The organism is Sphingomonas sp. GC_Shp_6 (genome assembly GCF_026540835.1).
Lineage (GTDB): Bacteria > Pseudomonadota > Alphaproteobacteria > Sphingomonadales > Sphingomonadaceae > Sphingomonas.
Map to the genome: position 1 here is coordinate 127,857 of NZ_JALNUO010000002.1, position 25,441 is coordinate 153,297.

General features: G+C 69.3%; 26 protein-coding genes and 1 pseudogene. 9 read left to right on the plus strand and 18 right to left on the minus strand.

Features of this window, described 5'->3' with window-relative positions; all coding sequences use genetic code 11:
- Position 1: 1 nt before the first annotated feature.
- The 6 genes from OXQ95_RS03300 to OXQ95_RS03325 all read right to left on the minus strand — a co-directional run bounded on the left by OXQ95_RS03300 (position 2) and on the right by OXQ95_RS03325 (position 5,352).
- Entirely contained in the window at positions 2-1,723 is a 1,722-nt protein-coding gene (locus tag OXQ95_RS03300; protein WP_242096139.1) for a penicillin-binding protein 2, read from the minus strand.
- The gene (locus tag OXQ95_RS03305; protein ID WP_267379608.1) at positions 1,720-2,367 is read right to left on the minus strand and encodes a hypothetical protein; all 648 of its coding nucleotides are present in this window, start codon (positions 2,365-2,367) and stop codon (positions 1,720-1,722) included. Before OXQ95_RS03305 ends, OXQ95_RS03300 begins: the two co-directional genes overlap by 4 nt.
- Positions 2,364-3,311, minus strand: coding sequence for a 16S rRNA (cytosine(1402)-N(4))-methyltransferase RsmH (rsmH, locus tag OXQ95_RS03310; RefSeq protein ID WP_267379611.1), 948 nt, complete (start codon positions 3,309-3,311; stop codon positions 2,364-2,366). The genes OXQ95_RS03305 and rsmH overlap by 4 nt, the downstream gene beginning before the upstream one ends.
- Positions 3,308-3,808, minus strand: a complete 501-nt coding sequence (locus OXQ95_RS03315) for a division/cell wall cluster transcriptional repressor MraZ (RefSeq protein WP_267379614.1) — start codon at positions 3,806-3,808, stop codon at positions 3,308-3,310. The genes rsmH and OXQ95_RS03315 overlap by 4 nt, the downstream gene beginning before the upstream one ends.
- Before the next feature lie 259 nt (positions 3,809-4,067).
- On the minus strand, positions 4,068-4,337 hold the full coding sequence (locus OXQ95_RS03320; protein ID WP_267379616.1) for a hypothetical protein: 270 nt from the start codon (positions 4,335-4,337) through the stop codon (positions 4,068-4,070).
- Between the two features lie 46 nt (positions 4,338-4,383).
- On the minus strand, positions 4,384-5,352 hold the full coding sequence (locus OXQ95_RS03325; RefSeq protein ID WP_242096135.1) for a cysteine synthase A: 969 nt from the start codon (positions 5,350-5,352) through the stop codon (positions 4,384-4,386).
- 132 nt (positions 5,353-5,484) lie between these two features.
- Between OXQ95_RS03325 and OXQ95_RS03330 the strand changes: the two genes are divergently transcribed.
- The 3 genes from OXQ95_RS03330 (at position 5,485) to aat (ending at position 7,434) form a co-directional block, all read left to right on the plus strand.
- Positions 5,485-5,868 carry a hypothetical protein gene (locus tag OXQ95_RS03330; RefSeq protein ID WP_242096134.1) on the plus strand — a complete coding sequence of 128 codons (384 nt, stop codon included), beginning with the start codon at positions 5,485-5,487 and terminating at the stop codon, positions 5,866-5,868.
- A gap of 139 nt (positions 5,869-6,007) precedes the next feature.
- Positions 6,008-6,718, plus strand: a complete 711-nt coding sequence (locus tag OXQ95_RS03335; protein ID WP_242096133.1) for a ParA family protein — start codon at positions 6,008-6,010, stop codon at positions 6,716-6,718.
- Complete coding sequence (aat, locus tag OXQ95_RS03340; protein WP_267379623.1) at positions 6,718-7,434, plus strand: leucyl/phenylalanyl-tRNA--protein transferase; 717 nt, start codon at positions 6,718-6,720, stop codon at positions 7,432-7,434. Before OXQ95_RS03335 ends, aat begins: the two co-directional genes overlap by 1 nt.
- Positions 7,435-7,469: 35 nt before the next feature.
- Here aat and OXQ95_RS18685 read toward each other — a convergent pair.
- The 5 genes and pseudogenes from OXQ95_RS18685 to OXQ95_RS03365 all read right to left on the minus strand — a co-directional run.
- Positions 7,470-7,703: pseudogene (locus tag OXQ95_RS18685) on the minus strand (DUF2155 domain-containing protein); the annotation flags it as partial.
- A 200-nt stretch (positions 7,704-7,903) separates the two neighbouring features.
- Positions 7,904-8,296, minus strand: a complete 393-nt coding sequence (locus OXQ95_RS03350) for an NADH:ubiquinone oxidoreductase subunit NDUFA12 (protein ID WP_267379625.1) — start codon at positions 8,294-8,296, stop codon at positions 7,904-7,906.
- A gap of 10 nt (positions 8,297-8,306) precedes the next feature.
- Positions 8,307-8,834 carry a DUF192 domain-containing protein gene (locus OXQ95_RS03355; protein WP_267379628.1) on the minus strand — a complete coding sequence of 176 codons (528 nt, stop codon included), beginning with the start codon at positions 8,832-8,834 and terminating at the stop codon, positions 8,307-8,309.
- Complete coding sequence (locus OXQ95_RS03360; protein WP_242096129.1) at positions 8,834-9,403, minus strand: cold shock protein; 570 nt, start codon at positions 9,401-9,403, stop codon at positions 8,834-8,836. The genes OXQ95_RS03355 and OXQ95_RS03360 overlap by 1 nt, the downstream gene beginning before the upstream one ends.
- A gap of 72 nt (positions 9,404-9,475) precedes the next feature.
- Positions 9,476-10,012 (minus strand): RecX family transcriptional regulator, encoded by a 537-nt coding sequence (locus OXQ95_RS03365; protein WP_242096128.1) that lies wholly within the window; start codon positions 10,010-10,012, stop codon positions 9,476-9,478.
- 128 nt (positions 10,013-10,140) lie between these two features.
- On the opposite strand from OXQ95_RS03365, the gene OXQ95_RS03370 reads away from it, so the two are divergent.
- A complete protein-coding gene (locus tag OXQ95_RS03370) occupies positions 10,141-11,883 on the plus strand; it encodes a fatty acyl-AMP ligase (RefSeq protein WP_267380073.1) in 1,743 nt (580 codons plus the stop codon).
- 87 nt (positions 11,884-11,970) lie between these two features.
- A complete protein-coding gene (locus tag OXQ95_RS03375; protein WP_267379632.1) occupies positions 11,971-14,334 on the plus strand; it encodes an EAL domain-containing protein in 2,364 nt (787 codons plus the stop codon).
- A 204-nt stretch (positions 14,335-14,538) separates the two neighbouring features.
- Here OXQ95_RS03375 and OXQ95_RS03380 read toward each other — a convergent pair whose 3' ends face one another.
- From OXQ95_RS03380 to OXQ95_RS03400, 5 genes are read right to left on the minus strand one after another with little or no spacing between them, the layout of a single operon-like run.
- Positions 14,539-15,942 (minus strand): hypothetical protein, encoded by a 1,404-nt coding sequence (locus tag OXQ95_RS03380; RefSeq protein ID WP_267379635.1) that lies wholly within the window; start codon positions 15,940-15,942, stop codon positions 14,539-14,541.
- A gap of 1 nt (position 15,943) precedes the next feature.
- A complete protein-coding gene (gene lpdA / locus OXQ95_RS03385) occupies positions 15,944-17,338 on the minus strand; it encodes a dihydrolipoyl dehydrogenase (protein WP_267379638.1) in 1,395 nt (464 codons plus the stop codon).
- 54 nt (positions 17,339-17,392) lie between these two features.
- The gene (locus OXQ95_RS03390) at positions 17,393-17,794 is read right to left on the minus strand and encodes an acyl-CoA thioesterase (RefSeq protein ID WP_242096124.1); all 402 of its coding nucleotides are present in this window, start codon (positions 17,792-17,794) and stop codon (positions 17,393-17,395) included.
- Complete coding sequence (locus tag OXQ95_RS03395) at positions 17,791-17,985, minus strand: hypothetical protein (RefSeq protein WP_242096123.1); 195 nt, start codon at positions 17,983-17,985, stop codon at positions 17,791-17,793. The genes OXQ95_RS03390 and OXQ95_RS03395 overlap by 4 nt, the downstream gene beginning before the upstream one ends.
- Positions 17,986-18,008: 23 nt before the next feature.
- Positions 18,009-19,385, minus strand: a complete 1,377-nt coding sequence (locus OXQ95_RS03400) for a pyruvate dehydrogenase complex dihydrolipoamide acetyltransferase (protein ID WP_267379645.1) — start codon at positions 19,383-19,385, stop codon at positions 18,009-18,011.
- A 123-nt stretch (positions 19,386-19,508) separates the two neighbouring features.
- Here OXQ95_RS03400 and OXQ95_RS03405 point away from each other — a divergent pair, with 123 nt between their 5' ends.
- The 4 genes from OXQ95_RS03405 (at position 19,509) to OXQ95_RS03420 (ending at position 23,284) form a co-directional block, all read left to right on the plus strand.
- The gene (locus OXQ95_RS03405) at positions 19,509-19,964 is read left to right on the plus strand and encodes a universal stress protein (protein ID WP_242096121.1); all 456 of its coding nucleotides are present in this window, start codon (positions 19,509-19,511) and stop codon (positions 19,962-19,964) included.
- Between the two features lie 182 nt (positions 19,965-20,146).
- Positions 20,147-20,818: a hypothetical protein gene (locus OXQ95_RS03410; protein WP_267379650.1), complete on the plus strand. Its 672-nt coding sequence runs from the start codon at positions 20,147-20,149 to the stop codon at positions 20,816-20,818.
- A gap of 134 nt (positions 20,819-20,952) precedes the next feature.
- Positions 20,953-21,948, plus strand: coding sequence for an SDR family NAD(P)-dependent oxidoreductase (locus tag OXQ95_RS03415; protein ID WP_242096118.1), 996 nt, complete (start codon positions 20,953-20,955; stop codon positions 21,946-21,948).
- A 55-nt stretch (positions 21,949-22,003) separates the two neighbouring features.
- Positions 22,004-23,284, plus strand: coding sequence for a M20/M25/M40 family metallo-hydrolase (locus tag OXQ95_RS03420; protein WP_242096117.1), 1,281 nt, complete (start codon positions 22,004-22,006; stop codon positions 23,282-23,284).
- A 356-nt stretch (positions 23,285-23,640) separates the two neighbouring features.
- Here OXQ95_RS03420 and OXQ95_RS03425 read toward each other — a convergent pair whose 3' ends face one another.
- Together OXQ95_RS03425 and OXQ95_RS03430 are read right to left on the minus strand one after the other, a co-directional pair.
- Positions 23,641-24,843 (minus strand): RcnB family protein, encoded by a 1,203-nt coding sequence (locus OXQ95_RS03425; RefSeq protein WP_267379657.1) that lies wholly within the window; start codon positions 24,841-24,843, stop codon positions 23,641-23,643.
- Between the two features lie 101 nt (positions 24,844-24,944).
- Positions 24,945-25,439: a GAF domain-containing protein gene (locus tag OXQ95_RS03430; protein ID WP_242096115.1), complete on the minus strand. Its 495-nt coding sequence runs from the start codon at positions 25,437-25,439 to the stop codon at positions 24,945-24,947.
- Positions 25,440-25,441 lie beyond the last annotated feature (2 nt).

Sequence of the window (25,441 nt, forward strand, 5' to 3'; positions counted from 1 at the left end):
CTCATCGCCCATCCACCTGCTTCTCGCCGGGCGCCTGCCACAGCAAGGGCGTGATGTCCGACACGTCGACGTCGCGGCGGGTGTCGGGGATCACACCCAGAATCGCGCCGATCCGCGACACGGTCCGCCCGACGACGGGCGCGGCGTTCCATGCGGCGGTCTTCCAGCCGAAGGTCTCCTTCGTGCCGATCGGCGAATCGAGCATGGCGAGCACGACATAGCGCGGGGCGTCCATCGGGAACGCCGCGGCGAAGGTCGCGACGTTGCGGTGATGGTCGTAGCCGCCCGCGACCGCCGCCTCGGCGGTGCCGGTCTTGCCGCCGACGCGGTAGCCGGGGGCATCGCCCTTGCGGCCGGTGCCGCGCAGCACGATCAGCCGCAGCAACTGGCGCATCCGCGCGCTGGTCGCCTCGCTGATGACGCGGCGGCCCTGCGGCGCCTGGCCCGCGGGCACCTTCAGCAGCGTCGCCGGCCGCCAGATGCCGCCGTTGACGAGCGCGGCATAGGCGCTGGCGAGATGCAGCGGCGTCACCGCGATGCCGTGGCCGTAAGCCGTCGTCATCACCGTCGTGCGGGCCCAATATTTCGGCCAGAGCGGATGGCCCTTCTCGCGCAGTTCGATATCCGGCTTGGTATCGAAGCCGAGTTTGCGGAACATCGCCTGCATCCGCTGCGGCCCCACCTCGTCGGCGATCCGGGCGGTGGCGACGTTGGAGGAATAGATCAGCGTCTCGGGAATGTTGAGCCAGCGCTTGGGATCGCCGCGCTCGTCATGGATCGTGTAGCTGCCCACACGCAGCGGGGCGGTCGCATCGAAGCGCCGCGCCATCGACGTGACGACCCCGCCGTCGATCGCCGCCGCCATGGTGATCGGCTTGAACGTCGAGCCGAGCTCGTAGACGCTCTGCGTGACGGTGTTGCGCAACTGTTCGCTGCCCGCCATCCCGACCCGGTTGGGGTTGAAGATCGGCAGCGACGCCATCGCGATCACCTCGCCGGTGTGGACGTCGAGCACCACGCCCGCGGCGCTGCGCGTCTGGAAGGTGGCGGCGGCGTGACCGAGTTCGCTTTCCATCGCCGCCTGCACGCGCGTGTCGATCGACAGCGCGATGGGCTTGCCCGCATTCGCCGGATCGAGCAGCCGGGCGTCGAGCACGCGCTCCATGCCGCTCATCCCGTGGCCGTCGGTCGACAGGAAGCCGAGCGCATGCGCCGCCATCGCCGACTGCGGATAAAGCCGCTGCGTCTCGCGATCGAACACGATCCCGGGTTCGCCGATCGCGTTGACCTGCTCGACCAGCGCCGGCGACGCTCGCCGCTGGAGATAGACGAAGTTCGCGTGGCTGGTGAGCAGCGCGTAATAATGCGCCTGATTGCCGCCGTCCGGCATCAGCGCGGCGAGGCGCGCGGCGATGTCCATCGGATCGCCGATCAGCTTGCCGGGGTGAATCGCGATCGTCCAGGCGTCGATCGTCCGCGCGAGCGGTGCGCCGTTGCGATCGACGATGTCGCCGCGTGCGGCGAGCGTCGCGGTGCGCGCGGCGGCGTCCGCCGGCCCCGACACGATCGCCAGCATCGCCAGCCGCCCGATCACCAGCAGCACCGCCGCGGCGAACAGCACCATCAGCATCATCAGGCGCATATGCGCGGTCGCGACCAGCTGGTGGCGCTGACCCGCGGTGCGCCGTGGCCCCTGGAGCGGCCGGGCGACGACGGCGGTCAACGCCGGTGACCCGCCTCGGCGCGCGCGCCGCTCAGAATATCGCCGAGCGTGGTGTCGGACAGGAGCTTGCGATCGAGCATGGCCATCGCCTGCGGCTTGGCATGCGCCGCATGCACCGTCGGCGCATGGGCGGCCTCCACGATGTGGATCGCGGCGGCGCGGATCACGCGCGGGCTGGCCGCCACCTTGGCCATCTGCACGGCGGCGACCTGTACCGCCGGCGCGGATGATGGCACAGATACCGGCGCGGCGATCGCGGGCGCGGAGGTGATCGGTGCGGGCATCGCACCGGGTGCGGAGGGCACCACCAGCGCGGCGGTCTGCACCTTGGCATCGTCCGACGGCAACGCGTTCACGTCGAGCGCCGCCAATTGACCCGCATCGGCCACGAACTGCCCGGCGGTGGGCGCTGCCAGCGCCAGCGTGTCGCCGTTCCACCGTTCGAGCTGCGCGAGGTTTGCACGCGTATCGAATTCGGTCTCCAGCGCGCGGATGTCGCGCTGCGCCGCCAGGATGTGGCCGTTGACCGCTTCCAGCTTCTTGCGCTCGGTCGCGACCTGGAGCGAGACCAGATAGAAGGCGAGCACCACGCCCACGCCGCTGGCGAACCAGCCGAAGCCCTTCAACCGATACGCCGCCGTCATGCCGTCACCTCGTTCGCCCAGGGTGTGTTCGTCCAGGAGGGGGCCGCGGTCCGCCGCGCCGTCCTGAGCGTCGCCGATCGTGCGCGGGGATTGCGCGCGACCTCGTCCTCGCCGGCGCGCACCGCGCGACCGACATTCTCGAAACTGGGGGCCGCACCCGCATCCGCCTGCGGCAGATGGCGCGAGCCCGCCGGCGCCCCGCCCGAACGGTCGCGCAGGAAGCGCTTGACCATCCGGTCCTCCAGGCTGTGGAACGTCACGATCGCCAGCCGGCCGCCGGGCTTCAGCACGCGCTCGGCGGCAGCGAGCCCGTCGGCCAGCTCGTCCAGCTCGCGGTTCACATGGATGCGGATCGCCTGGAACGCGCGCGTCGCGGGATCCTTCTTGTCGTGCGGGCGGTGGCCGAGCGCACGACGAACGACGCTCGCCAGCTCGGACGTGCGCGTCAGCGGCCGCGCGGCGACGATCGCCCGGGCGACGCGGCGCGACTTGGGCTCGTCGCCGTAGCGATAGAGGATGTCGGCGATCGCCTCTTCGTCGGCCTCGTTCAGGAAGTCCGCCGCGGACATGCCCACTTGCGCCATCCGCATGTCGAGCGGGCCATCCGCCTGGAACGAGAAGCCGCGCCCGGCCTGGTCGAGCTGCATCGATGACACGCCGATATCCATCGTGACGCCGTCGACGGGCCGATCCAACGCCGCCTCCAGCCGCGAGAAATCCGCCGCCACGAGACGCAGACCGTCCTCCTCGGCCTCGAGCGCACGCCCCGCCGCGATCGCGTCCGGATCGCGATCGAACGCGACCACGCAGGCGCCGCGCGCAAGCAACGCCCGCGTGTAGCCGCCGGCACCGAAGGTGGCGTCGACCATCGTCTCGCCGGGGGCCGGCGCGAGCGCGGCGACGACTTCGTCGAGCAGAACGGGGATATGCGGGGATTGGCTCATAGCGCCACACCCTTTTCCGCCATGTAGAAGCGCGCCATCTCCTTGACGACGTCGGGCATGTCGGGCGTCGCGATCAACGTCGCCGGATCCCAGATCTCGATATAGTCGAGCACGCCATAGAAGAAGGCATGGCCCTTGATGCCGGCATAGAAGCGCGGAAATGCCGGCATGATGAAGCGCCCCGATCCGTCGAAAGGCACCGCCTCGCCCGAGGACGCACGACGCTTGATGTTATAGTCGAATTCGCCATCGTCGCGGGTGTTCTCCGCCTCGCGTCGCCCCAGCCGTTCGGCCAGGATCGCGACGAAGCCGGGATCATAGGCAACGAGGCAGCGGTTCTTCTGATGGGCGCCGATCACGATCGTGCCCCCGTCCTTGCCATTCGCCTTGGGCGCGTTGGTCGCCAGAACCGATCTCAGGGATGCAGGGATCGCGACCCGGCCCTTGTCGTCGACAAGACCGATGCCATCGCCCTGATAATACTCCCTGTCCGACACGCCGACCTCGCGTTTGGCGTGCACGACCCGACCGCCCGGAAGGCGGCTGATCGCCGCCCACCGGATCGTTTTTCACGAACGGTAAAGCCTGCCCCTGTGTTAACGCTGGTTACCAAGGGAGCGCCGGGGACGCAACGGGATTTTTGGGGATGGCCGGGGAATCACGCCGGATAATGGTGTCGATCCGGTGGCCGGACGGGCACGCCGCCCGTCACACAAGAACCGCAGGAAGCCGCGATCCCCGAAAATCCCCGACGGCTCACGGCGCGCCTCCCGCCGCCGGCTGGACATTGTCGGCGCTGGGGGCGACACCCAGTTCGGCAAGCGGCCCCGCGGCGGCTTCGTTGGCGAGCGCCATGTTGGCCATGACATCGGCATGGGGGGCGCCGATCGACGGCAGCGGCCGCTCGTGGGTGGCGGAACCGATGATCGCACTGGCCAGGCCGATGAGCAGGATCACGACAGCGAGGCCGATCATGCCGACCTTCACGCGTTGCATCGATTGTTGGGGATCGGGCTTGGGCTTCATGACGTCAATATGACGTACCGGATCGGCACGCCTCTGTCGATTCGCGTCACGCCAGACCCTTGGCCTCGCGCCAGGCGGGATCGTGGAGCGTCGAGAGATAACGGAATCCGGTGTCGCACAGGATCGTCGCGACGCGCGTGCCCGCGCCCAGCCGCTGCCCCAGCCGCACCGCGCCGGCCACGTTGATACCCGACGACAAGCCGAGACACAGCCCCTCCTCGTCGAGCAGGCGACGCACCCAATACCAGCCCTCCTGATCGGAGATGCGGAATTGGGTGTCGATCGGCGCGCCCTCCAGATTGGCGGTGATCCGCCCCTGCCCGATCCCCTCCGCCACCGAAGACCCTTCCGACTTCAACTCGCCATGCGCATAATATTCGTAGAGCGCGGCGCCATGCGGATCGGTGAGCGCGATCGTCACCGATTCGTCCCGCGCCTTCAGCCCCAGCCCCACGCCCGCGATCGTTCCGCCGGTGCCGGCCGCGCAGGTGAAGCCATCGATCCGGCCGTCCATCTGCGCCCAGATTTCCTCCGCAGTGCCGGTGATGTGCGCGCGGCGATTGGCGATATTGTCGAACTGGTTCGCCCAGATCGCGCCCTCCGTCTCCTCGGCGATCCGTCGGGACGTGTGGACGAAGTGGCAGGCGCTCGAATAGGGCGCGGCGGGGACGAGAACGAGTTCGGCGCCCAGCGCGCGCAGCGTGTCCATCTTTTCGCGGCTTTGCGTTTCGGGCATCACGATGATCGTGCGATAGCCCTTGGCATTGCCCACGAGCGCGAGGCCGATGCCGGTGTTGCCCGCCGTGCCCTCCACGATCGTGCCGCCCGGCTTCAGAACGCCCCGCGCCTCCGCATCCTCGACGATGCCCAGCGCCGCACGATCCTTCACCGAAGCACCGGGATTGGCGAACTCGCATTTGCCGAAGATCTCGGCGCCGCTTTCCGCGCTCGGGCCCTTCAGTCGGACGAGAGGGGTGTTGCCGATAAGGCCCAGCGTGTCGGGAATGATATGCATCGGCCATAGATGGATAGTGCGTGCGCCGGCGGCAAGCGAGCGTCGCTTTGCCGCCGGCAAGCGGCGATTTCCACCACGCCTCGTCGCGCGCGCCTTGACGCCCTATGCTGCATGCGCGAAGCCCGGATCGCTATGACACGCCTCCTCCCCACCGCCGCCCTGGCCACGCTGCTTGCGCTGGCTGCCTGCAACTCCCAGCCCAAGGCCGAAGTGGTCGACGCCAACCCGGATCCGATGGCCAACGCCCTGAAGAACGCCCCCCCGGTCGAGCTGCCGCCCGCGATCAAGGCCGACAAGACGCTGCGCTGCAAGGACAACAGCCTCGTCTATGTCACCTTCTTCCAGGGCGAGAAGCAGGCCACCGTCCGCACCAAGGAAGGCGGCACCGCCACCAAGCTGATCGCCGCGAAGTCGGGCGATCCCTATGTCGCCGATGGCGGCTGGAAGATGACGGGCGGCCCCGACAGCGTCACCCTGACTCAGCCCGGCAAGGGCGAGCTCACCTGCAAGTCTTGACTCAGTAGACTTTTTACTCGGAGCGGGCTGGCAGAGCGATTCGTCAGCCCGTTTCCTTTCGGCCATGCGGCAAGGCTGGCCTTCTTCTCCCCGCCATATCCACTTGCGTTGGCCGGCCTGTCGCGCCAATCTTGCGCGCATGGCCACCATCGCGATCTACAGCTTGAAGGGCGGTGTCGGTAAGACGACACTCAGCGTCAATCTCGCCTGGTGCGCGGCGACGCGCTCGGCCCGGCGGACATTGCTCTGGGATCTCGATCCGCAGGCGGCGAGCAGCTGGGTGCTCGCGCACGGCACCCCCTCGAACGATGCGCAGGCGATCTTCTCGCGCGACGTGCCGCTCGCCACCCGCGCCATCGCAACGGCGTGGCCGCGGCTCGACCTGATCCCGGCGGACGGTTCGCTGCGCGGGCTCGACCGGCTCTTCCAGGATCTCGACAAGAAGAAGCGCCTGGCCAAGCTGCTGGGCGGCTTGAAAGGCTATGACCGGGTGTTGCTGGATTGCCCGCCCGGCCTGACCGACACGGCAGATCAGGTGATGCGTGCCGCGGACGTGATCGTGGTGCCCGTCATCCCCTCCCCACTTTCCGAACGCGCCTTCGCCGCGGTGAAGGCGCATCTGGGCGATCGCACCGCGCTGATGCCCGTGCATGTCATGGTCGATCGCCGGCGCAGCCTTCATGCGGCCGCCCTTTCGCGCAACCCCGACTGGCCGGTGATCCCGATGGCGAGCGTGATCGAGGAAATGACCGTTCGCCGCGAACCCGTTGGCGCGTTCGCGCCGCGATCGGCGGCCGCCGTCGCGTTCGACGGGCTGTGGCGAGCCGTGGAGCGCCAGCTCGCCGCCTGATGCCGCCGCTGGACCCGCAGCTCGTGCTCGGCGCCTATGCGGTGGGCGTGTTCCCGATGTCGGACGCGCGCGAGGCCGACAGCGTCTTCTGGGTGGAGCCGAAGCGCCGCGCCATCCTCCCGATCGAGGCGTTCCGCCCCTCGCACTCGCTTCGCAAGACGCTGCGCAACGAGCGGTTTCGCGTGACGGCGGACACCGCGTTCCGGCGCGTCCTGCGGCTGTGCGCGGAGGGTGCGGCGGACCGGCCCGAGACGTGGATCAACCATGCGATCGAGGATGTGTTCGTGCAGCTCCACCGGATGGGCTTTGCGCATTCGGTCGAATGCTGGGACGGCGAGACGCTGGTCGGCGGCCTTTACGGTCTGGCGCTGGGCCGCGCGTTCTTCGGCGAGAGCATGGTCAGCCGCGCTACCGATGCCTCCAAGGTCGCGCTGGCCTGGCTGGTCGCGAGGCTGAGGGCCGGCGGCTTCACGCTCCTCGACTGCCAATTCCAGACCGATCATCTGGCATCGATGGGCACGGTCGAGATCGACCGTGCCGATTACATGGTGCTGTTGTCCGAAGCGCTGTCGGGCGTGATCGGCGCGGCATCCGCACCGGCATCGGCCTCCGGCGACTTCTTCGCGCTCGATCGCGGCGCGGGATCGGAAAGCGAGACGGTGTCGGGCCCCCTGTCGGGGAAAGCCATCGCGCAGCTTTTGATCCACACGTCGTAGATCGGATGCTGGACGACGTTCAGCGACGGGCGCTCCTTGTACAGCCATCCCGAAAAGCCGCGCCGCCAATGCCGGTCGGGTCCGCGCACGTCGAGCTGCACGAAGGCGCCGGTCAGATGATCGGCCTCCCAGGGCGCGGTTTCCTCGCAGGCCCGCAGCCGCACCACCGCATCGCCCACCCGCACCGCATGACCCGGCTTCAACGTGAGATCGCGCGCGACGCCGTTTCGCTTGTTGAGCAGCCCGAGGACCGCCACCCGCTGCGCCATCGGCGTACCTCCGCCTGCGGTCGCGGCGTCGCCGGTATCGACCGTCTCCACGCCGTCAGTACCGGCTGCGCTCGGCACCGCCTGCACCACCGGGCCGGTCGTCGCCACGGGCGCGTCATCGCCATGAAGCGCGCGATAGCCGAACCAGCCGCCGACGATCAGCACCGCGGCGATCACCGCGGCGGCGATCCCGCGGCGGATCACGCGTCCGGCGACCAGGCTTCGTAGTCGCCCGTCGCCATCGCGCGCTTGCCACCCTTTTCGAGCGCACCCGGGGGGCGGTAGGCGAGCGCGGTGCCGGTCATGTTGGGGATGGCGGGCTTTTGCCAGGCGCGTGGCGCGGGCAGCGCCTTCTCGGGAACGGCATCGACCTGGTGGTGCAACCAGCTGAACCATTCGGGCGGCACCCGGCTGGCGTCGTTCGATCCGTTGTAGATCACCCAGCGGCGCGGATTGCCGGCGGTGTCGGCACCGCCCTGCCAATAGGTGTTGCCGATCGAATCCTCGCCGACCTGCGCCTTGCCGCGCAGGCCGAACCAGGTGCCGATCGTGGCGCCGTTCCACCAGGTGAAGGGATTGAGGTTGATGCCCATGGACGCCCGCTTACCGCGCCGCGCGCCCGCCTTCAACCGCGGATCGTGGCGGCGGTCCGCCGGGCCATGACACGGTATCGCCCTCTGCGATGCCGAGTTCCGCGGTGCGGCCGCCCACCAGTTCGAGAACGGCGCCGATCGGCTCGCCCGACGGGATCTTCGCTTCCGAATAGGGCACCGCATTGTCCGCGATCCGCGCGATCGTCCCGTCCGCCCGAATGAACAGGATATCGAGCGGGGTGGGCGTGTTCTTCATCCAGAAGAACGCCTCGCGCGGCTGCGCGCCGTCCGGGGGATAAGGCCAGAAGAGCATGCCGCCGTCGCGCGCCAGATCGGTGCGGTACATCAGCCCCTGTTCCTGCGCCGCCACGGTGCGCGCGGGCTCGACCGCGAAGCCATGCGTACCGCCGGCGCCGCGGATCGTCAGCGGAATGCGGACTGCGGATGCCGCCCCGGCGCTTCGGTTCGTCGCCGCGCCATCGTCCTGGGCGGTGCAGCCCGCCATCGCCAGCGCCGCGATTGCCACCGCCCGGCGCATCACGGCCCCTCCTCGACCACCACCGCCAGCGGCCCCTTGCGACCCGAAACGACGCGCGCGCGCATCGGCTGGTCGGGCTCCACCGTCGCGATGTCGGCCCGGCGCAGCGTTTCCATATGGACGAACACGTCCGCCCCATCGCGATCGCGGATCAGGAAGCCATAGCCTTTCAGGCGGTTGAACCATTTGACCGTCACCGGCTCGAACGGCCCGGCATCCTCGATCAGCGTGATCGGATCGATGCGGTCGGACGCGGTTCGGCGTTCGGGCATCGGCTCCTCGACGACGTCGCTCAGGTCGATCGATAGGATCTCGCGCGCCTGGAAGCCGCGTCCGCGCGACACCGCCAGCACGTCGATGCGCGCGCCCTCGGGCAGCGACCGCCGGCCGTGCGGTTGGAGAACGGAAAAATGCACCAGAATGTCGCCGATCTCGGCTTCGTCCGCCACCGCGAAACCGAAGCCCCGAGTCACGTCGAACCATTTGACCACACCGCCGATCCGCCGTCCGTCATCCAGCGGATCGGCGTCGGGCGTGGCATCGCCACCCTGCAGCGCATCGTTACGCATGTCTTACTCACCCCTGAGGACGGTCACGCTAGCATGGATCGCCCGTGCTGCAACGCACACGGATGACAGGTTTCAGGAAAAATCGTCTTCTGGCGGCACGTCCCCGGGGGGCAGCGCCACGATCCGCCGGGCGAGATCGAAGCCGTGGCCCGCGCGCAACATCGCCGCCACCTGTTTCTCGCGCACCGCCCGATCGCCCGATCCATCGCCGAATGGTCCGATCCGGCGGCGCTTCGCAAACGCGATCGCGGCGTCATAGGCGCGCTCCGCCACCTGCGGCACCACGGATTGCCGGTCCGGCTCGCCCACCCGCGCGGCACGCAGCGCATCGGCGACGCGACGGCCACCCAGACCGCGCCGCGCCATCGCCGCCGCGCGTGCCTCGGCGAAACCGCGATCGTCGATATAGCCCAGTTCCGCCATCCGCTCGGCGAGCGCCACGGGATCGGATTCGTCGCCCGACCAGCCGCGTTCGCGGATCTTGCGCGTCAGATAATCGGCCAATTTGCCCCGCGTCGTGGCAAACCGCTCGACATAGCGAAGCGCCATCCGCTCCAGCGCGGCGGCATCCAGCGGGCGGATCGGGGGACGTTCGCGTGGCATCGCCATGTTTGTGCCACAGTGCCAACCGAATTTGAACGCCGGCGTCTGCCACGTTGCAGGCCAGTCGAAAAATGGTCGGGGTGCGTCTGCACCCGGAAACAGGGTACGAAGGCATGTCGAGCGAGCAGACCCAGATGACGATCGAGGGCGTCGCCGCGCCCCGGGCCACCGCGACGGCGGACGGTCTGCCGCGTCGATTTGCCGATTTCGCGACGCTGGGCGAGGCGCTCGATTATGCCGCGACCGGCGTGCGGGGGTTGAACTTCCACGACGCGCGCGGCAGCCTGACGCGCGGCTATCCCTTCGCGGAATTGCGCGACGATGCGCTGGCGATGGCACACCGGCTGATCGCGGCGGGCGTTGCGCCCGAAGACCGGATCGCGCTGGTCGCCGAGACGGGGCCGGAATTCGCCGCCTTGTTCTTCGCCGTGATCTACGCGGGCGCATGGCCGGTGCCGCTGCCGCTGCCCACCTCGTTCGGGGGCCGCGAATCCTATATCGAACAGCTTCGCGTCCAGCTTTCGAGCTGCGATCCGAAGATGCTGATCTACCCGCCCGAGCTGGCGCAGATGGCGGGCGCGGCGGCCGAGGCCGCCGGGACGCAGGGCATCGACTGGGCCGAACTCGCCACTCGCCAAGCGCCACCCGCGGCGCTTCCGCAAGCCGGGCCCGACGACATCGCCTATCTCCAATATTCGAGCGGCTCGACGCGTTTCCCGCACGGCGTGGTCATCACCCACCGCGCGCTGCTGAACAATCTCGCGGCGCATGCGCACGGCATGGCGCTCATCGACAGCGATCGCTGCGTCTCGTGGCTGCCCTGGTATCACGACATGGGGCTGGTCGGCTGCTTCCTCTCGCCGATCGCCAACCAGGTTTCGACCGACTATCTCAAGACCGAGGATTTCGCGCGCCGTCCGCTGGCATGGCTCGACATGATCTCGCGCAATCCGGGCACGTCGATCAGCTATTCGCCCACCTTCGGCTACGATATCTGCGCGCGTCGCATCTCCAGCCAGACGCGTGCGTCGGACCGCTTCGATCTCGCGCGCTGGCGCCTCGCGGGCAACGGCGCGGACATGATCCGGCCGGACGTGATGCAGGCATTCGTCGACGCGTTCGCCGATGCCGGGTTCGAAGCGACGGCGTTCCTGCCGAGCTATGGCCTGGCCGAGGCGACGCTCGCGGTGTCGATCATGCCGCCGGGCGAGGGCATCCGCGTGGAGCTGGTCGAGGAAACCCAGCTCTCGGGCGGCGAGAACGGCGCGAACCGCCCGCAGCGTTTCCGCGCGATCGTCAATTGCGGCAAGCCCGTGCGCGACATGGCGGTCGAAATCCGCGAGGAGGACGGCACGCCCCTGCCCGAACGCGCGATCGGCAAGCTGTGGTGCGCCGGGCCTTCGGTGATGGCCGGCTATTTCCGCGACGAGACCGCCACCGCCGCCACATTGGTCGATGGCTGGCTCGACACCGGCGACATGGGCTATATCTCCGACGGATACATCTACATCGTCGGCCGCGCCAAAGACATGATCATCGTCAACGGCCGCAACCACTGGCCGCAGGATATCGAATGGGCGGTCGAGCAACTGCCTGGGTTCAAGGCGGGCGACATCGCCGCCTTCGCGATCACGACGCCGGGTGGCGAGGAGACCCCCGCGGTGCTCGTCCAGTGCCGCAGTTCGGACGAAGGCGAGCGCAGCCGGCTGCGCGACGCGATCCGCGAACGGGTCCGGTCGGTGACGGGCATGAACTGCGTGATCGAGCTGATCCCGCCGCGCACGCTGCCGCGCACCAGCTCGGGCAAGCTGAGCCGGGCGAAGGCGCGCAACCTGTATCTGGCGGGCGAGATCAAGCCCTATGATATCGCGGCCTAATTCTTTCAGGCATCGAACGAAAACGGGTCGGATTGCGACCGGTCGAGCGGTGATGGAAACCATCCGCTAACCAGCCACGGCTATCATATGGCCGTGACCCAACATATGACCTCGCACACCGATCCCGTCCGGATCAGTTTCCACACGCTGCTCGGGCTGCGCGACGGCGCCGATGCGGCCGAATGCGGCCGCATCCGGGCGACGCAACTGGCAGCGGGGCGACGATTGGCGCTGCTGCTGCTCGCCGCGAATCTGGTGGGCGCGGTGGGGGCGGTGCTGCTGCTCAGGCCGAGCATTGCGCTTTGGGAACTGGTCGGCTGGGGCGCCCTCGTCACGGCCGTCGCGGTCGGCGTCGCGACGCGGCGGCTCGCCTCGCATCACCGGGGCGACGGCTATGCGCGGCTCGAGGATCTGCGCACGACCGGTTTCGACGGACTGGCGCTTGCCGCCATCTGGGCGGTCGTGCCGCTTGCCTTCTGCATGCACACCCCGCCGCCGGTCACGTCCGGGCTGGGCGTCATCATCGCCGTCCTCATGACCGCCGCCTCGTTCGCGATGGCGCCGCTGGCGCTTGCCACGCTCGCGTTTCTCGGGCTGCTGGGGATGTCGGTCTCGCTCGAACTGACGCTCGCGCATGATTACAGCGCCGCGGCCGGCAGCATCGTCTTCACGCTGCTGCTGATGGCCACCTGCGTCAGCCGGGCACGGGCGCTCGTGGCGATCCGTGCCGCCGAACTCGCCTTGGAGGAGCGCAACGAGACCGTCAGCCTGCTGCTGCGCGAATTCGAGGATCAGGGCGCCGATTGGCTGTGGGAAACCGACAGCGCGCGCCGCGTGGTTCGCGCCTCGCCGCGGTTCTCGCTCGCCTGCGGGATCGATCCGCTGACGATCGACGGCATGCCGTTCCTTCAGGTGCTGGCCGGCCCCACCTGGGAGACGGGCAATTTCGCCGCGGGCCTGCGCACGCTGGCCGACAAGCTTAAGGCGCGCGAGAGCTTTCGCGACCTGCGCCTGCCCGTCCACGTGAACGGCGAGGAGCATTGGTGGGAGATCGCGGCGAGCCCGCGGTTCGACGATCGCGGCGCATTCGCCGGCTTTCGCGGCGTCGGCTCCGACGTGACCGAACAGCGCGCGTCAGCCGACAAGATCAACCGGATGGCCCGCTTCGACACGCTGACGGGCCTGCCCAACCGGCTGATGGTCAACGAGAATCTCGCACGGGCCATGGCCGAGGCCGACCGATGGGGCAGCCGCTGCGCGTTCATGATGCTCGATCTCGACCGCTTCAAGGCGGTGAACGACACGCTGGGCCATCCGATCGGCGATCGCCTGCTGCAGCGCGTGTCCGAACGGCTCGGCCAGCTGATGGGCGAGCATGCGATGTGCGGGCGGCTGGGCGGTGACGAGTTTGCGGTGATCGTCCACGACGCGCGCGACAGCAACGCGCTGGAGGCGTTCGCCAAGCGGATCATCGACACGCTCTCGCGGCCCTATGAGGTCGATCAGCACACGCTCTATGTCGGCGCCAGCGTGGGCGTCGCGGTGGGACCGCGCGACGGCCGCACCGCCGAGATGCTGATCCGCTCCGCCGATCTGGCGCTCTATCGTTCGAAGGATGCGGGCGGCGGCGTCTTCCATGCCTATGAGCCGCAGCTTCACGTCCAGGCCGAGGAACGCCGCGTGCTGGAGATCGCGCTGCGCAAGGCGGTGGAGAAGGGCGAGATGCACCTCGCCTATCAGCCGGTGGTCGATGCCGGCACCGGCAGGCTGATGGGCTTCGAGGCGCTGCTGCGCTGGGCGAGCCCCGAGTTCGGCAATGTGTCGCCGGTGAAGTTCATCCCGCTCGCCGAAGAGGCGCGGCTGATCGGCCCGATCGGCGAATGGGTGATGCGCACCGCCTGCGACGAGGCGGCGCGCTGGCCGAGCCACATCCGCGTGGCGGTCAACGTCTCGCCCGACCAGCTCCAGATCCCGGGCTTCGTCACCACCGTCACTTCGGCGCTCTCGAACAGCGGCCTGTCCGCCGAGCGCCTCGAACTCGAGGTGACCGAGAGCGTGTTCATGCACGAGGGCCTCGGCGCCACCAAGGTGCTGGAGCGCGTGCTCGATCTGGGCGTCCGCCTCAGCCTGGACGATTTCGGCACCGGCTATTCGTCGCTCGGCTATCTGAGCCGCACGCGCTTTTCCTCGATCAAGATCGACCGCAGCTTCGTGCAGGGCGCATCGAAGGGCGTGCGCGAGGCGATCGCGATCATCCGCGCGGTCGTGGCGCTCGCCAAGAGCCTGGGCATGGCGACGACGGCCGAGGGCGTGGAGACCGAGGCGGAGCACCGGATGGTGCAGGAACTGGGCTGTTCGAAGGTGCAGGGCTATTATTTCGGCCGGCCGCTGCCCGTCGAGGAAGCGCGGGCGCTGGCGAACCGCGACTGGGGCGCATCGGCGGCGGCGTGAGCATCCGGGCCGAAGTCGGCGAAGGTGGCACGCAATCGACCCACACTCATTGGTATCATATGATGCCATATCGGGGCCGCGTTACCTCCCCCCCCCCCCCGCGCGCTGAGCCTGTCGAAGCACGCTCTCGACAGTCGATCCATCGCATGTGGTACAGGCCCTTCGACACGCTCAGGGCGAACGGTGAAGGACGACGCCGACCGCTTATCCCGCGACCATCGCCTGATAGCCTTGCGGCGGCAGCGGCAGGGCTAGGCGGGTGACGCCGCCGGCCAGCGCCACCGCGGCCAGCACGATGGCGAGCCCCCGTCCCCGCCCCCGCCACCAGCGCGCCTGCGCCAGCAGCACCGCAGCCAACGCGGTCGCGACCATCGGCCATAGATGATAGCGCAGGTCCGACGCGATGCTGAGGACGAGGAAGCTCGCCTCCAGCGCCAGCGCCGAGGCGAGCAGCGCCAGCGCCAGCCGCGCGCCCGCATCCATCCGCCGCCACGCGCCCGGCAGCAGGAGCAAGGCGAGGACCGTCCACAGAATCGGCCAGCCCGGCGGCGTCTCGATCAGCCAATCCGCCAGCCGCTGCCACATCACCGCCAGCCGGCCCGGCTCCGCCAGCCCCAGGGTATTGGCCTCGCTATGGTTGGGCGGCCCCGCACCCATCAGCCGCGCGGGCACGATCCAGCGCTCGGTGGAGTTCCAGTGCGCGAGCCGGTGCGCGGCATAGGCCAGCGGATGGCGCAGGATCGCGCCCGCCAGCCGGACGTACAGCGCGCCCGGCGGCCCCACGTGCAGCGCCTCGACATAGGGTTCGCAGTGATCGGCATCGCCCAGCGGATCCCAGAAGAACGGCTTCACGCAGCCATGCGCGCGCAGCCCCGCGATCGCATCGGGTGCGAGCCCGGTCGCCGCGCCGTCGCCGGTGCGTACCGCGATCGCGCTCAGATCGTAGATCGCCTGCGTCCGCTCGACGCCGCTGGGGCTCGCGCCGAGCAGGCGGTGGTTGACGAACGGCATCGCCGCCAGCACCGCCAAGGTCGCGACCACCAGCGCAACGGCGCGCCACCGCAAGTCGCGCGGCCGGCGCCACAGCGCGAAGCAAAGCGGCAGCACCGCAAAGAGCGCATTGGCGCGCACCAGCACCGCATAGCCGAGCAGCACCGCCACCACCGGCACCACGGGCCAGGGCACCGGCCGCGCTCGCAGCCGCCACCAGCCGACCAGCCCCACCGCGGCCAGCATCGCACCCAGCATCTGCGCGTCCTTCAGCACCGCCGCCTGCCAGCCGAGAAACGGCGGCCAAAGCCCGATCGCCAGCACCGCGAAAGCCGCGCCGCGTCGCCCAGCGGCGGCCAGCGCGGCGGCGATCAGCCCCAGCCCCAGCCAGTAACCGCCCATCTGCAACGCGAAGAGCGGCGCGGCGCCGGTCGGGCCGAACAGCGCCCAGAGCCGCGCCATCGCCGGCGGATGCCAATCGTCATAGGCGCCCGCCAGCACCTGCCCGTATTGGACGACGCTGTCGTACATGGCGATGCCCGGCCAGAAGAGCGCGAGGCTGGCCAGGAAGAGCACGCCCGCCGCCGCCACCGGCCAGCGCGGGCGGGCGCGCATCATGTCAGTAGTGGATCGCGCGGCCGTAGGCGCCGAGCACGCTTTCGTGCATCATCTCCGAGAGGGTCGGATGCGCGAAGACCGTCTCCATCAGTTCCGCCTCGGTCGTCTCGAGCTGGCGCGCGATGACATAGCCCTGGATCAGCTCGGTGACTTCGGCGCCCACCATATGCGCGCCGAGCAATTCGCCCGTCTTGGCATCGAACACCGTCTTCACGAAGCCCTCGGCCTCGCCCAGCGCGATCGCCTTGCCGTTGCCGATGAAGGGGAATTTGCCGACCTTGACGTCGTGGCCCGCCTCCTTGGCCTTCGCCTCGGTCATCCCCACGCTCGCCACCTGGGGGCGGCTATAGGTGCAGCCGGGGATGTTCCACGTCTCGAACGCATGCGGATTCTCGCCCGCGATCCGCTCGACGCAGACGATACCCTCGTGGCTGGCCTTGTGCGCCAGCCAGGGCGGCCCGGTCACGTCGCCGATCGCGTACACGCCCTCGACATTGGTGCGGCCATAGCCGTCGACCTTGATATGGCCGCGCTCGGTTTCGACGCCCAGCGCCTCCAGCCCGATCGCCTCGGTGTTCGGCACGATGCCGATCGCGACGATCGCATGGCTGAACTCGACCGTCTCGACCTGGCCGTCCTTGTTCTTGATCTTCGCGGTCACGCCGTTCGCGCCCGTCGCCAGCCCTTCGATGCCGACGCCGGTGCGGATCGCGATACCCTGTTTGGTCAGCGCCTTGTCCATGAAGGCGGAAACCTCCTCGTCCTCGACGGGGAGGATCCGCGGCAGCATCTCGACGATCGTCACGTCGGCGCCCATATCGTTGTAGAAGCTGGCGAATTCGACGCCGATCGCGCCCGATCCGATCACCAGCAGCTTGGTCGGCATCTCGACCGGCACCATGGCATGGCGATAGGTCCAGATCCGTTTGCCGTCCGCCTTGGCAAAGGGCAGGTCGCGCGCGCGCGCGCCGGTGGCCACGATGATGTGCTTCGCCTGCAGTTCGACCGTCTGGTCGCCCTGCTTCACCGACAGCGTGCCCGGCGCGGTGAGCGTGCCGACGCCCTCCACCACGCGGACCTTGTTCTTCTTCATCAGGCCCTTCACGCCGGCGTTGAGCTGGCCCGCCACCTTGCGGCTGCGATCGACGATCCTGCCCAGATCGAAGCCGACATTGTCCGCCTTCAGCCCGTAATCGGCGGCGTGGGTCATGTAGTGATAGACTTCGGACGTGCGCAGCAGCGCTTTGGTCGGGATGCAGCCCCAGTTGAGGCAGATGCCCCCCAGCCGCTCGCGCTCCACGATCGCGACCGACAGCCCGAGCTGCGCCGCACGGATCGCGGCGACATAGCCACCGGGGCCCGAGCCGAGGATCACGAGATCGAATTGGTCAGCCACGCGTATCACCCTGATTGAAAACGAAGTTATGAAGCCGCGGCGAAGCGGGCAGCGTCACGCCGGAAGCCCCGGCACGCGCCGCGGCCGGCGATTCTCGTCGGTGGCCACGAACACGAAGCGCGCCTGGGTCACCTTGCACATATCCTCGACATGCCGCGCGCGGCGCCAGGCCTCGACCTCGATCGTCATCGACGTGTTGCCCACCGCGACGAGCGTGGCGAACACCGAGACCTCGTCGCCGATCAACACGGGCGCGTGGAACTTCATCCCCTCCACCGCGATCGTGACGGCCCGGCCGCCCGAATGGCGCGACGCGGTGGAGCCCGCGGCCAGATCCATCTGGCCCATCAGCCAGCCGCCGAAGATGTCACCGTAGGGATTGGCGTCCCCCGGCATCGCGGTGACGCGGATCGTGGGCGCGCCCGCGGGCAGCCGGCCGTTGCCTTCGTCGCTCATGCCACCCCCGCCTGCCATGCGCGGACGAGCGCGTGCACGCCCATCGCCGCGACGATCAGCACCGCAACGCCGCCGATCGTCCAGATCGTGTCGCGGCCGAGCGGATAGCCCCAGGCCATCCCCCAGACGAACGCGCCGAACGCGCCGACGCTGACGACGAACCACAGGAGCTCCAGCCAGAAGCCGCGCATCCTGCGGGGTCCGGCGCCTGCCATCAGGCGAGCAGGCCCAGCGGCCGCTCGACCAGTTCGCGGAACGTCTTCATCAGTTGCGCGCCGTCCGCGCCGTCGATCGCGCGGTGATCGAAGCTGCCCGTCGCCGACATCACCGTCGCGACGCCGAGCGTATCGCCGTTCACCACCGCCCGCTTCTCGCCAGCGCCGACCGCGAGGATCATGCCCTGCGGCGGATTGATGACCGCATCGAACTGGGTGATGCCGTACATCCCCATGTTCGACAGCGAGGCGGTGCCGCCGGCATATTCCTCGGGGCGCAGCTTGCCGTCGCGCGCGCGGCCCGCGAGATCCTTCATCGCGGTGGCGATCGCGGAGATCGAGGCGGTGTCCGCGCCCTTAACCACCGGCGTGACGAGCCCGTTGGGCACGCTGACCGCAACCGAGATGTCGGCGCGGGCGAAGGTGAGCAACTGATCGCCCGCGAACTGTACGTTGCACTTGGGCACTTGCATCAGCGCGACGCCCAGCGCCTTGATGAGCAGATCGTTGACCGACAGCTTCACGCCGCGCGCGGCGAGGCTGTCGTTCAACTCGGCCCGCAGCTTCAGCAGCGCGTCGAGCCGCACATCGACGGTCAGATAGATATGCGGAACGGTCTGCTTCGATTCGGTCAGGCGCCGCGCGATCGTCTTGCGCATGTTGCTGAGCTTGGTCGTCTCGTGCGGGATGTCGGGCACGGCGGCGGGCTTTGCGGCCGGCGCAGGCGCATCGGCCTTTGCCGTCTCGGCCGTTGCGGGCGCGGCGGCGGTGGCGGCCTGGGCCGGCTGGGCGTTGGCGAGATCGGCGCGCACGATCCGGCCGTTCGGCCCCGAGCCGGTGACCGCGGACAGATCGACGCCCGTCTCCGCGGCAAGGCGGCGGGCGAGCGGGCTGGCCTTCACGCGCATGCCCGACGCCTCTGCGGCCGGGGCAGGCTCGGCGCCGGCGTCGGCGGGGCGGCCATGATCCTCGGCCATCGTCTCGGTGCGCGCGACGGGCTCGCCCTCGTTCCCCTTGGTGTTGGGGTCGGTCGCATCGGGACGGCCGCGGAATTCGGGATCGGCGGGCTGGAGCGACTCGCTCTTGGCGGGTTCGGACGGGGCGGACACGGCGCCGGCGGTGGCGGCGTCCTCGCCCTCTTCGGCCAGGATCGCGATCGTCGCGCCCACCTTCACGCCATCGGTGCCCTCGGCCACCACGATGCGCGCGATGACGCCCTCGTCGACCGCTTCGAACTCCATCGTCGCCTTGTCCGTCTCGATCTCGGCCATGATGTCGCCGGACTTGACGGTATCGCCCTCCTTGACGAGCCATTTGGCCAGCGTGCCTTCCTCCATCGTGGGGGACAGCGCAGGCATCTTGATTGCGATCGACATGAAGATCCTCGTCGTTGGGCGCGCATCCTCTCGCGCTCCTGCCGCGCCCGGTCAAGCCGTGGCCTTGCGCGCGCGCGCATCGCACGGCACCTTCACCCATGAATTCGAGGGGGGACGAGGCCGGTGCGCATCTATCTGGTCGTGATCGACGACAGCCCGGAGGCCGAGATCGCGCTGCGCTTCGCGGCGCGGCGCGCGGTGAAGACGGGCGGCGGCGTGGAAATCCTGACGCTGCTGCCGCCGCAGGAGTTCATGGCGTTCGGCGGCGTGCAGGCCACGATCGAGGACGAGGCGCGGCTTCATGCCGAAGGGCTGGTGGCGGGCGCCGCGGGCACGCTGCTGGCGGAATCGGGGCTTCACCCCGCGATCACCGTGCGCGAGGGCGACGGCCCCAAGGTGATCCGCGAGATGATCGCCGCCAATCCCCAGATCGCCGCACTCGTGCTGGGCGCCGCCGCCAGCGGCGCACCCGGCGCGCTGGTCAGCCATTTCGCGGGCGCCGATGCGGGCGCGCTGAGCGTGCCGCTGATGATCGTGCCGGGATCGCTTTCCCCCGAACAGATCGACCGATTGAGCTGACACGGCTGCAACATGGCGAAATCTTCGCGCAACATGAGCCCAATATCGGGGACGATGGCGGCCGTGAGCGGCGCCCTTCCCCATGATCTTCTCGCTCTATCGCAATGGTTTAAGAAGATGGTAAATCCTTTCTGATACCCTTGGCGCCGCCGGCATCGACCGGCGGCAACAGGAGTAACGGAGTGACCAGTCTCTCATCTTTGACCAGCGCGCTGTCGAGCGCCCAGACCAGCGGGCGCACGATGATGAACGCGCGAATCTCGGCCGCCGTTTCCAAGGGCGCGATCAGCAAGACCGACCAGACCGCGCTCGGCAGCGCGCTCGACAGCATCGACTCGACGCTGGCGAGTAGTAGCGGCACGAGCATTTCCGGCACCTCCACCATTTCGATGAAGGACAAGATGGCGTCGCTGATCGACGATCAGGTGACCAAGGGGACGCTGACGAGCGACCAGGCGGACGAGCTCAAACAATTCTTCGCGACCGGCGGATCGCAGAAGAGCGCGGACGGCAGTGCGGATACCGACAGCGACACCGACAGTGGCGCGACCGCGATCGCGAGCGCCGGCGGCATGCACGGCCTGCAGGGCGCCGGCGGCCCGCCCCCCGGCCCGCCACCGTCCGGCGGTTCGTCCGACGACGATGACGATTCGAGCAGCAGCTCGTCCAGCAGCAGCACGTCGTCCACGAGCAGCACGAGCGCCACCGAGAAGAGCCAGCTCGACACGCTGATCGCCTTTCTCGAAAAGATGCGCAGCAGCATCGGCAGCCAGGCCACCTATGGTACGAGCACGTCGAACGGCAGCACGAGCAGCAGCGACAGCACCGGCCTCGTCTTCAGCGGGGTGGCCTGAGCCGCGGCTGCGGAAGCCGGCGGCCGACCGGCCGGCTTCCGCGTCGCCCCCGCGTGACGCCGAATTCATCACTGCGCCTGCAACCCCTTGCGATTCCAGCGGTTCGTGGCTGCGAGACGAAGAGGAGCAAGGCGATGGCGGGCGACGAGACAGCGGATACGGGCCGGCGGGGGATCATCATGGGCGCAGGCGCGCTCGCCGCGATGGGCGTGGCAGGCGCCGCCGCCGCGCAGGTACCGGCCGACCCGCGCACCGCAGGCCCGATCGTGGCGGGCCGCGACTCGCAACTGGCGGGCAAGGTGGCGTTCGTGACGGGCGCCGCGCGCGGCATCGGCCGTGCGATCGCGGTGGAGCTGGCGGCGAACGGCGCCGACGTCGCGATCCTCGACATCGCCGGCTATGTCAGCCCCGCCTCCAACGCCACGCCCGCCACGCCCGACGAACTGGCCGAGACCAAGCGTCAGATCGAGGCGCATGGCCGGCGCTGCCTCGCGATCAAGGGCGACATCCGCAAGATCGCGCAGCTCCGCGCCGCGCACGACCGCGTGCTGAAGGAGCTCGGCCGGATCGACGTGGTGGTCGCCAACGCCGCGATCCAGCGCTGGAAGGACCTGCTCGAGATGGAGGACAGCGACTGGTACGACGTGATCGACAACAATGTGAACGGCACCGCCAACACCGTGCGCGCCTTCGCCAAGACGCTGACCGGCCAGAAGAGCGGCCGGTTCATCCTGATCTCGTCGATGCAGGGCAAGCACGGCACCGCAGGCGCCGCCTCCTATTCCGCGTCCAAGCACGCGATCATCGGGCTGATGAAATCGGCGGCCGAGGAATTCGGCAAACATGGCGTGACGGTGAACTGCATCCTGCCCGGCCTCGTCGACACCGCGCTCACCCGCTATCCCGCGCGCTGGAGCCACGTGATCGGCGAAACGCAGGACGATCCGCCCAAGAACCCGACCGAAGCCGAGACGTGGAACAACCGCGCGCCGCGCGTGCCGCTGCGCGTCGCATGGCTGAGGCCCGAGGACATCTCGCCGATGGCGGTGTTCCTGGCCTCGGACGGATCGGCGATGTGCTCGGGCGCCAATTTCGAGGTGACCGGCGGCGACAGCGCGCAGGACGTGTGAGCCGGCGGCGGATGCACGGTGGACAGCGATTTCGTTTGCGGTCAACATCATGGCCATGCTGATCCCGCTCCTGCTCGCCGCCGCCCCTGCCCCGGCGCTGCCCGCCCCGTCCGAGCCGCGGCTGCGCGCTACCGTCACCACGCTCGTCGGCTTCGGCACGCGGCATACGCTCTCCACGGTCACCGATCGCAAGCGCGGGATCGGGGCGGCGCGCGACTGGGCCGCGGCACGCTTCGCCGAGATGGCGAAGGACTGCGGCGGCTGCATCAAGGTCGAGCGGATCGCGCGCCGCTTCACCGGCCCGCGCGCGCCGAACGGCGTGATGGTCGAGGACGTGCTTGGCATCCAAAAGGGCCGCGATTCCGAGCGCGTCGTGATCGTCGGCGCGCATATCGACAGCCGCGTGACCGACGAGATGAACGCCACCGCCGACGCGCCCGGCGCCAATGACGACGCCTCGGGCGTCGCGCTGGTGCTTGAGGCCGCGCGCATCCTCTCCAAACGGTCGCACGACGCCACCATCGTCTATGCCGTCTTCTCGGGCGAGGAGCAGGGCCTGTGGGGGGCGACGCTGCTGGCCGACACCGCCAAGGCGCGCGGCTGGCAGGTGTCGGCGATGCTCAACAACGACATCGTCGGCAACACGGTGGGTCAGGGCGGCGTGCGCGTCGCGGATCGGGTGCGCGTCTTCTCCGAAGGCATCCGCGCCTCCGAGGACATGGTGCAGCAGCAGGAACGCCGCGCGATCGGCGGCGAGGACGACGGCCCGAGCCGCGCGCTCGCCAAGGCGATCGACGGCATCGCGGGCACGCTGCCCGGCGGCCTGGACGTCATGCTCGACCGCCGGCCTGACCGGTTCGGTCGCGGCGGCGACCACGAGCCGTTCCTGAAGCTGGGCTATCCGGCGGTGCGTTTCTCGGTCGGCGCCGAGAATTGGGACCGCCAGCATCAGGATCTGCGCACCGAGAACGGCGTCGACTATGGCGACACGATCGCGGGCATGGACTTTCCCTATCTGGCGAAAGTGACCGCGATCAACATGGCGACGCTCGAACGGTTGGCGGACGCACCCGCCGCCCCTGCCAGCGCCGGCATCGCGGGCGCGCTGTCGCGCGACACGACGGTGACGTGGAGCCCGGTGCCCAACGCCGCCGGCTACCGCGTGCGCTGGCGCCGCAACGACGCGCAGGACTGGACCGCGATGCGCGACGTGACCGGCACGAGCACCGTGCTGCAACAGGTGCCGGTGGACGATCACTTCGTCGGCGTCTCGTCGCTCGCGGCGGACGGATCAGAAAGCCTCGTCACCTTCGCCGGGCACGCCGCGCGGCGCTGACCGGCGCAAGCGCGCTGGGGTTTAGCCATCCGCCGTCCGCCCTGCGCTTGTTGGAAGGACTATTCCGCGGGCGGAGCCCCATCGCGGGGAGAGCGTGCTTCGGCAAGCTCAGCACGAACCGAGTTTGGGGGCGGGATCAGACTCGTCATTCCGCGCGGAGGCAGACGACGCCCAACGAACCGTTCGCCCTGAGCTCGTCGAAGGTCCTGTTCCGCAGATAACGGCGCCATCGCTGGGGCTTGCTTCGACAGGTTCAGCACGAACGAAATGGGGGGACGGGATCTAACTCGCGTGATCCCGACCCCTCGCTGTTCAGGCCCGGCGCGTCACCGCCGATAGGCGGTGATGCGGACAGTTCAGCAGCCGCAGCGGATATGCACCTTCGACGCCGGGCGCCGCCATTTGCGGTGGGCGCGGGTGTAGGTCACGTCGTCCTCGATCAGCTCGGTCGTCGTCGTGGTGACGACGGGCGCGGTCTGCACGACGACGGTGGTGGTGCCGCCGCCATAATAGCCCGCGCTCGTCGTGGTGACGGTGGTGCGCCCGTCCGGCGACACCCACCCGCCGGGACCGCCCTGCAGCGGGCGGCGCGGCGGAGGCGGAGGCGAGGCATAGCCATATTCGGGCGGCACGGGCTGGACATAGCCCATGGGCGGCGGCGGCGCATGGCGCGGTGCGACCGGCGGCCGGTCATAGCCGGCGCCATAATCGGGCTGGCGGCGGTTCGCCGAGCGGTCGATCGCATAGCCCGCCGCCGCACCGACGCCCGCGCCGATCAGCGTTCCGCCCAGCCGGTTGCCGCGCCCCGCGATCAGATTGCCCGCGACGCCACCGACGGCCGCACCGGCGAGCGCGCCGCCGACCCCGTTGCTGCGATGCTCATAGGCAGGCTGGCCATAGCCGGGTTGCGCGTAACCCGGCTGGGCATAGCCCGCGCCATAGGATGGCGGCGGGGCCGGCCGCGCGTAGGCGGGCTGGGCATAAGCGGGCTGGGCATAGACCGGCTGCGCATAGCCGCCGCGATCGCCCGGCCCGGCATAGACCGTCTCGTCGCTGTCATAGCCGCCGTCATACCGGTCCCAATCCAGGCCGCCGACGGTGTCGTACACCGAGCCGCCGGCATCGACGAGCACCGCATCGTCATAATAGCGCATCCAGCGATAGCCGTTGGCGGGCTGCGACAGGCCATAGGTCGACCAGTCGTCGATGCCGAAGCGCGGCGACTGCCAATAACCCGGCAGCGCATAGCCGCGATACGGGCGGCGATAGCCGTTCCATCCGCCGGGCGCGTTCACGCCGCCCCACCAATGGCCGCCGACCTTGCTGCCCCAGCGATGGCCGCCCTGGGGCACGCCGATCGGGCGCGGCTGCGGGCCGCTGACATAATGGTTGCCGTAACCACCGCCTTGCGGCGCGGGATAGCCGCCGCCGTTCGCCTGCGCCGTCGAATAGGTGGTGCCGGCGCCGACGCCCGGCCCGTGCGCGACCATCCGCTGCGCGCCCGCGCCGTCCGCGGCGACGAGCGCGATCACCGCGCTGGCGATTCCGATGGTCCGCATGCGTATCTCCCTGTTCTAGCACGCCTCAACGCCGAGTTCGTTACGCGGTTGCTTACCAAATCATGAACCACCCCGCCAGCGCGCGGCTGTCCCGATACGGATCACCCGGCGATGGCGGCGATCCGTGGCGCGAGCAGCGCGACCAGCGCCTCGCACCCGGCCTGGTCCGCGTCGTCGAACCGCGCGGGCACCGGGCTGTCGAGATCGAGCACCCCCAGCAACCGCCCGTCATGCACGATCGGGACGACCAGTTCGGACCGGCTCGCCGCGTCGCAGGCGATATGGCCGGGAAAGGCGTGGACATCGGCCACGCGCTGCGTGACGCGCGTATCCGCCGCGGTGCCGCACACGCCGCTACCCAGCGCGATGCGGATACAGGCGGGCTTGCCGAGGAACGGCCCGAGCACCAGCTCGCCCGCGACCAGCCGGTAGAAACCCGCCCAGTTGAGATCGGGCAGATATTGCCAGATCAGCGCCGCCGCGTTGGCCATGTTGGCGATGGCGTCGGGCTCGTCGGCGGTCAGCGCGTCGAGCGCGGCGTGCAGGTCGCGATAGAGATCGGCCCGGCTGCCCGTGGCTATGTCGAATTCGTACATCG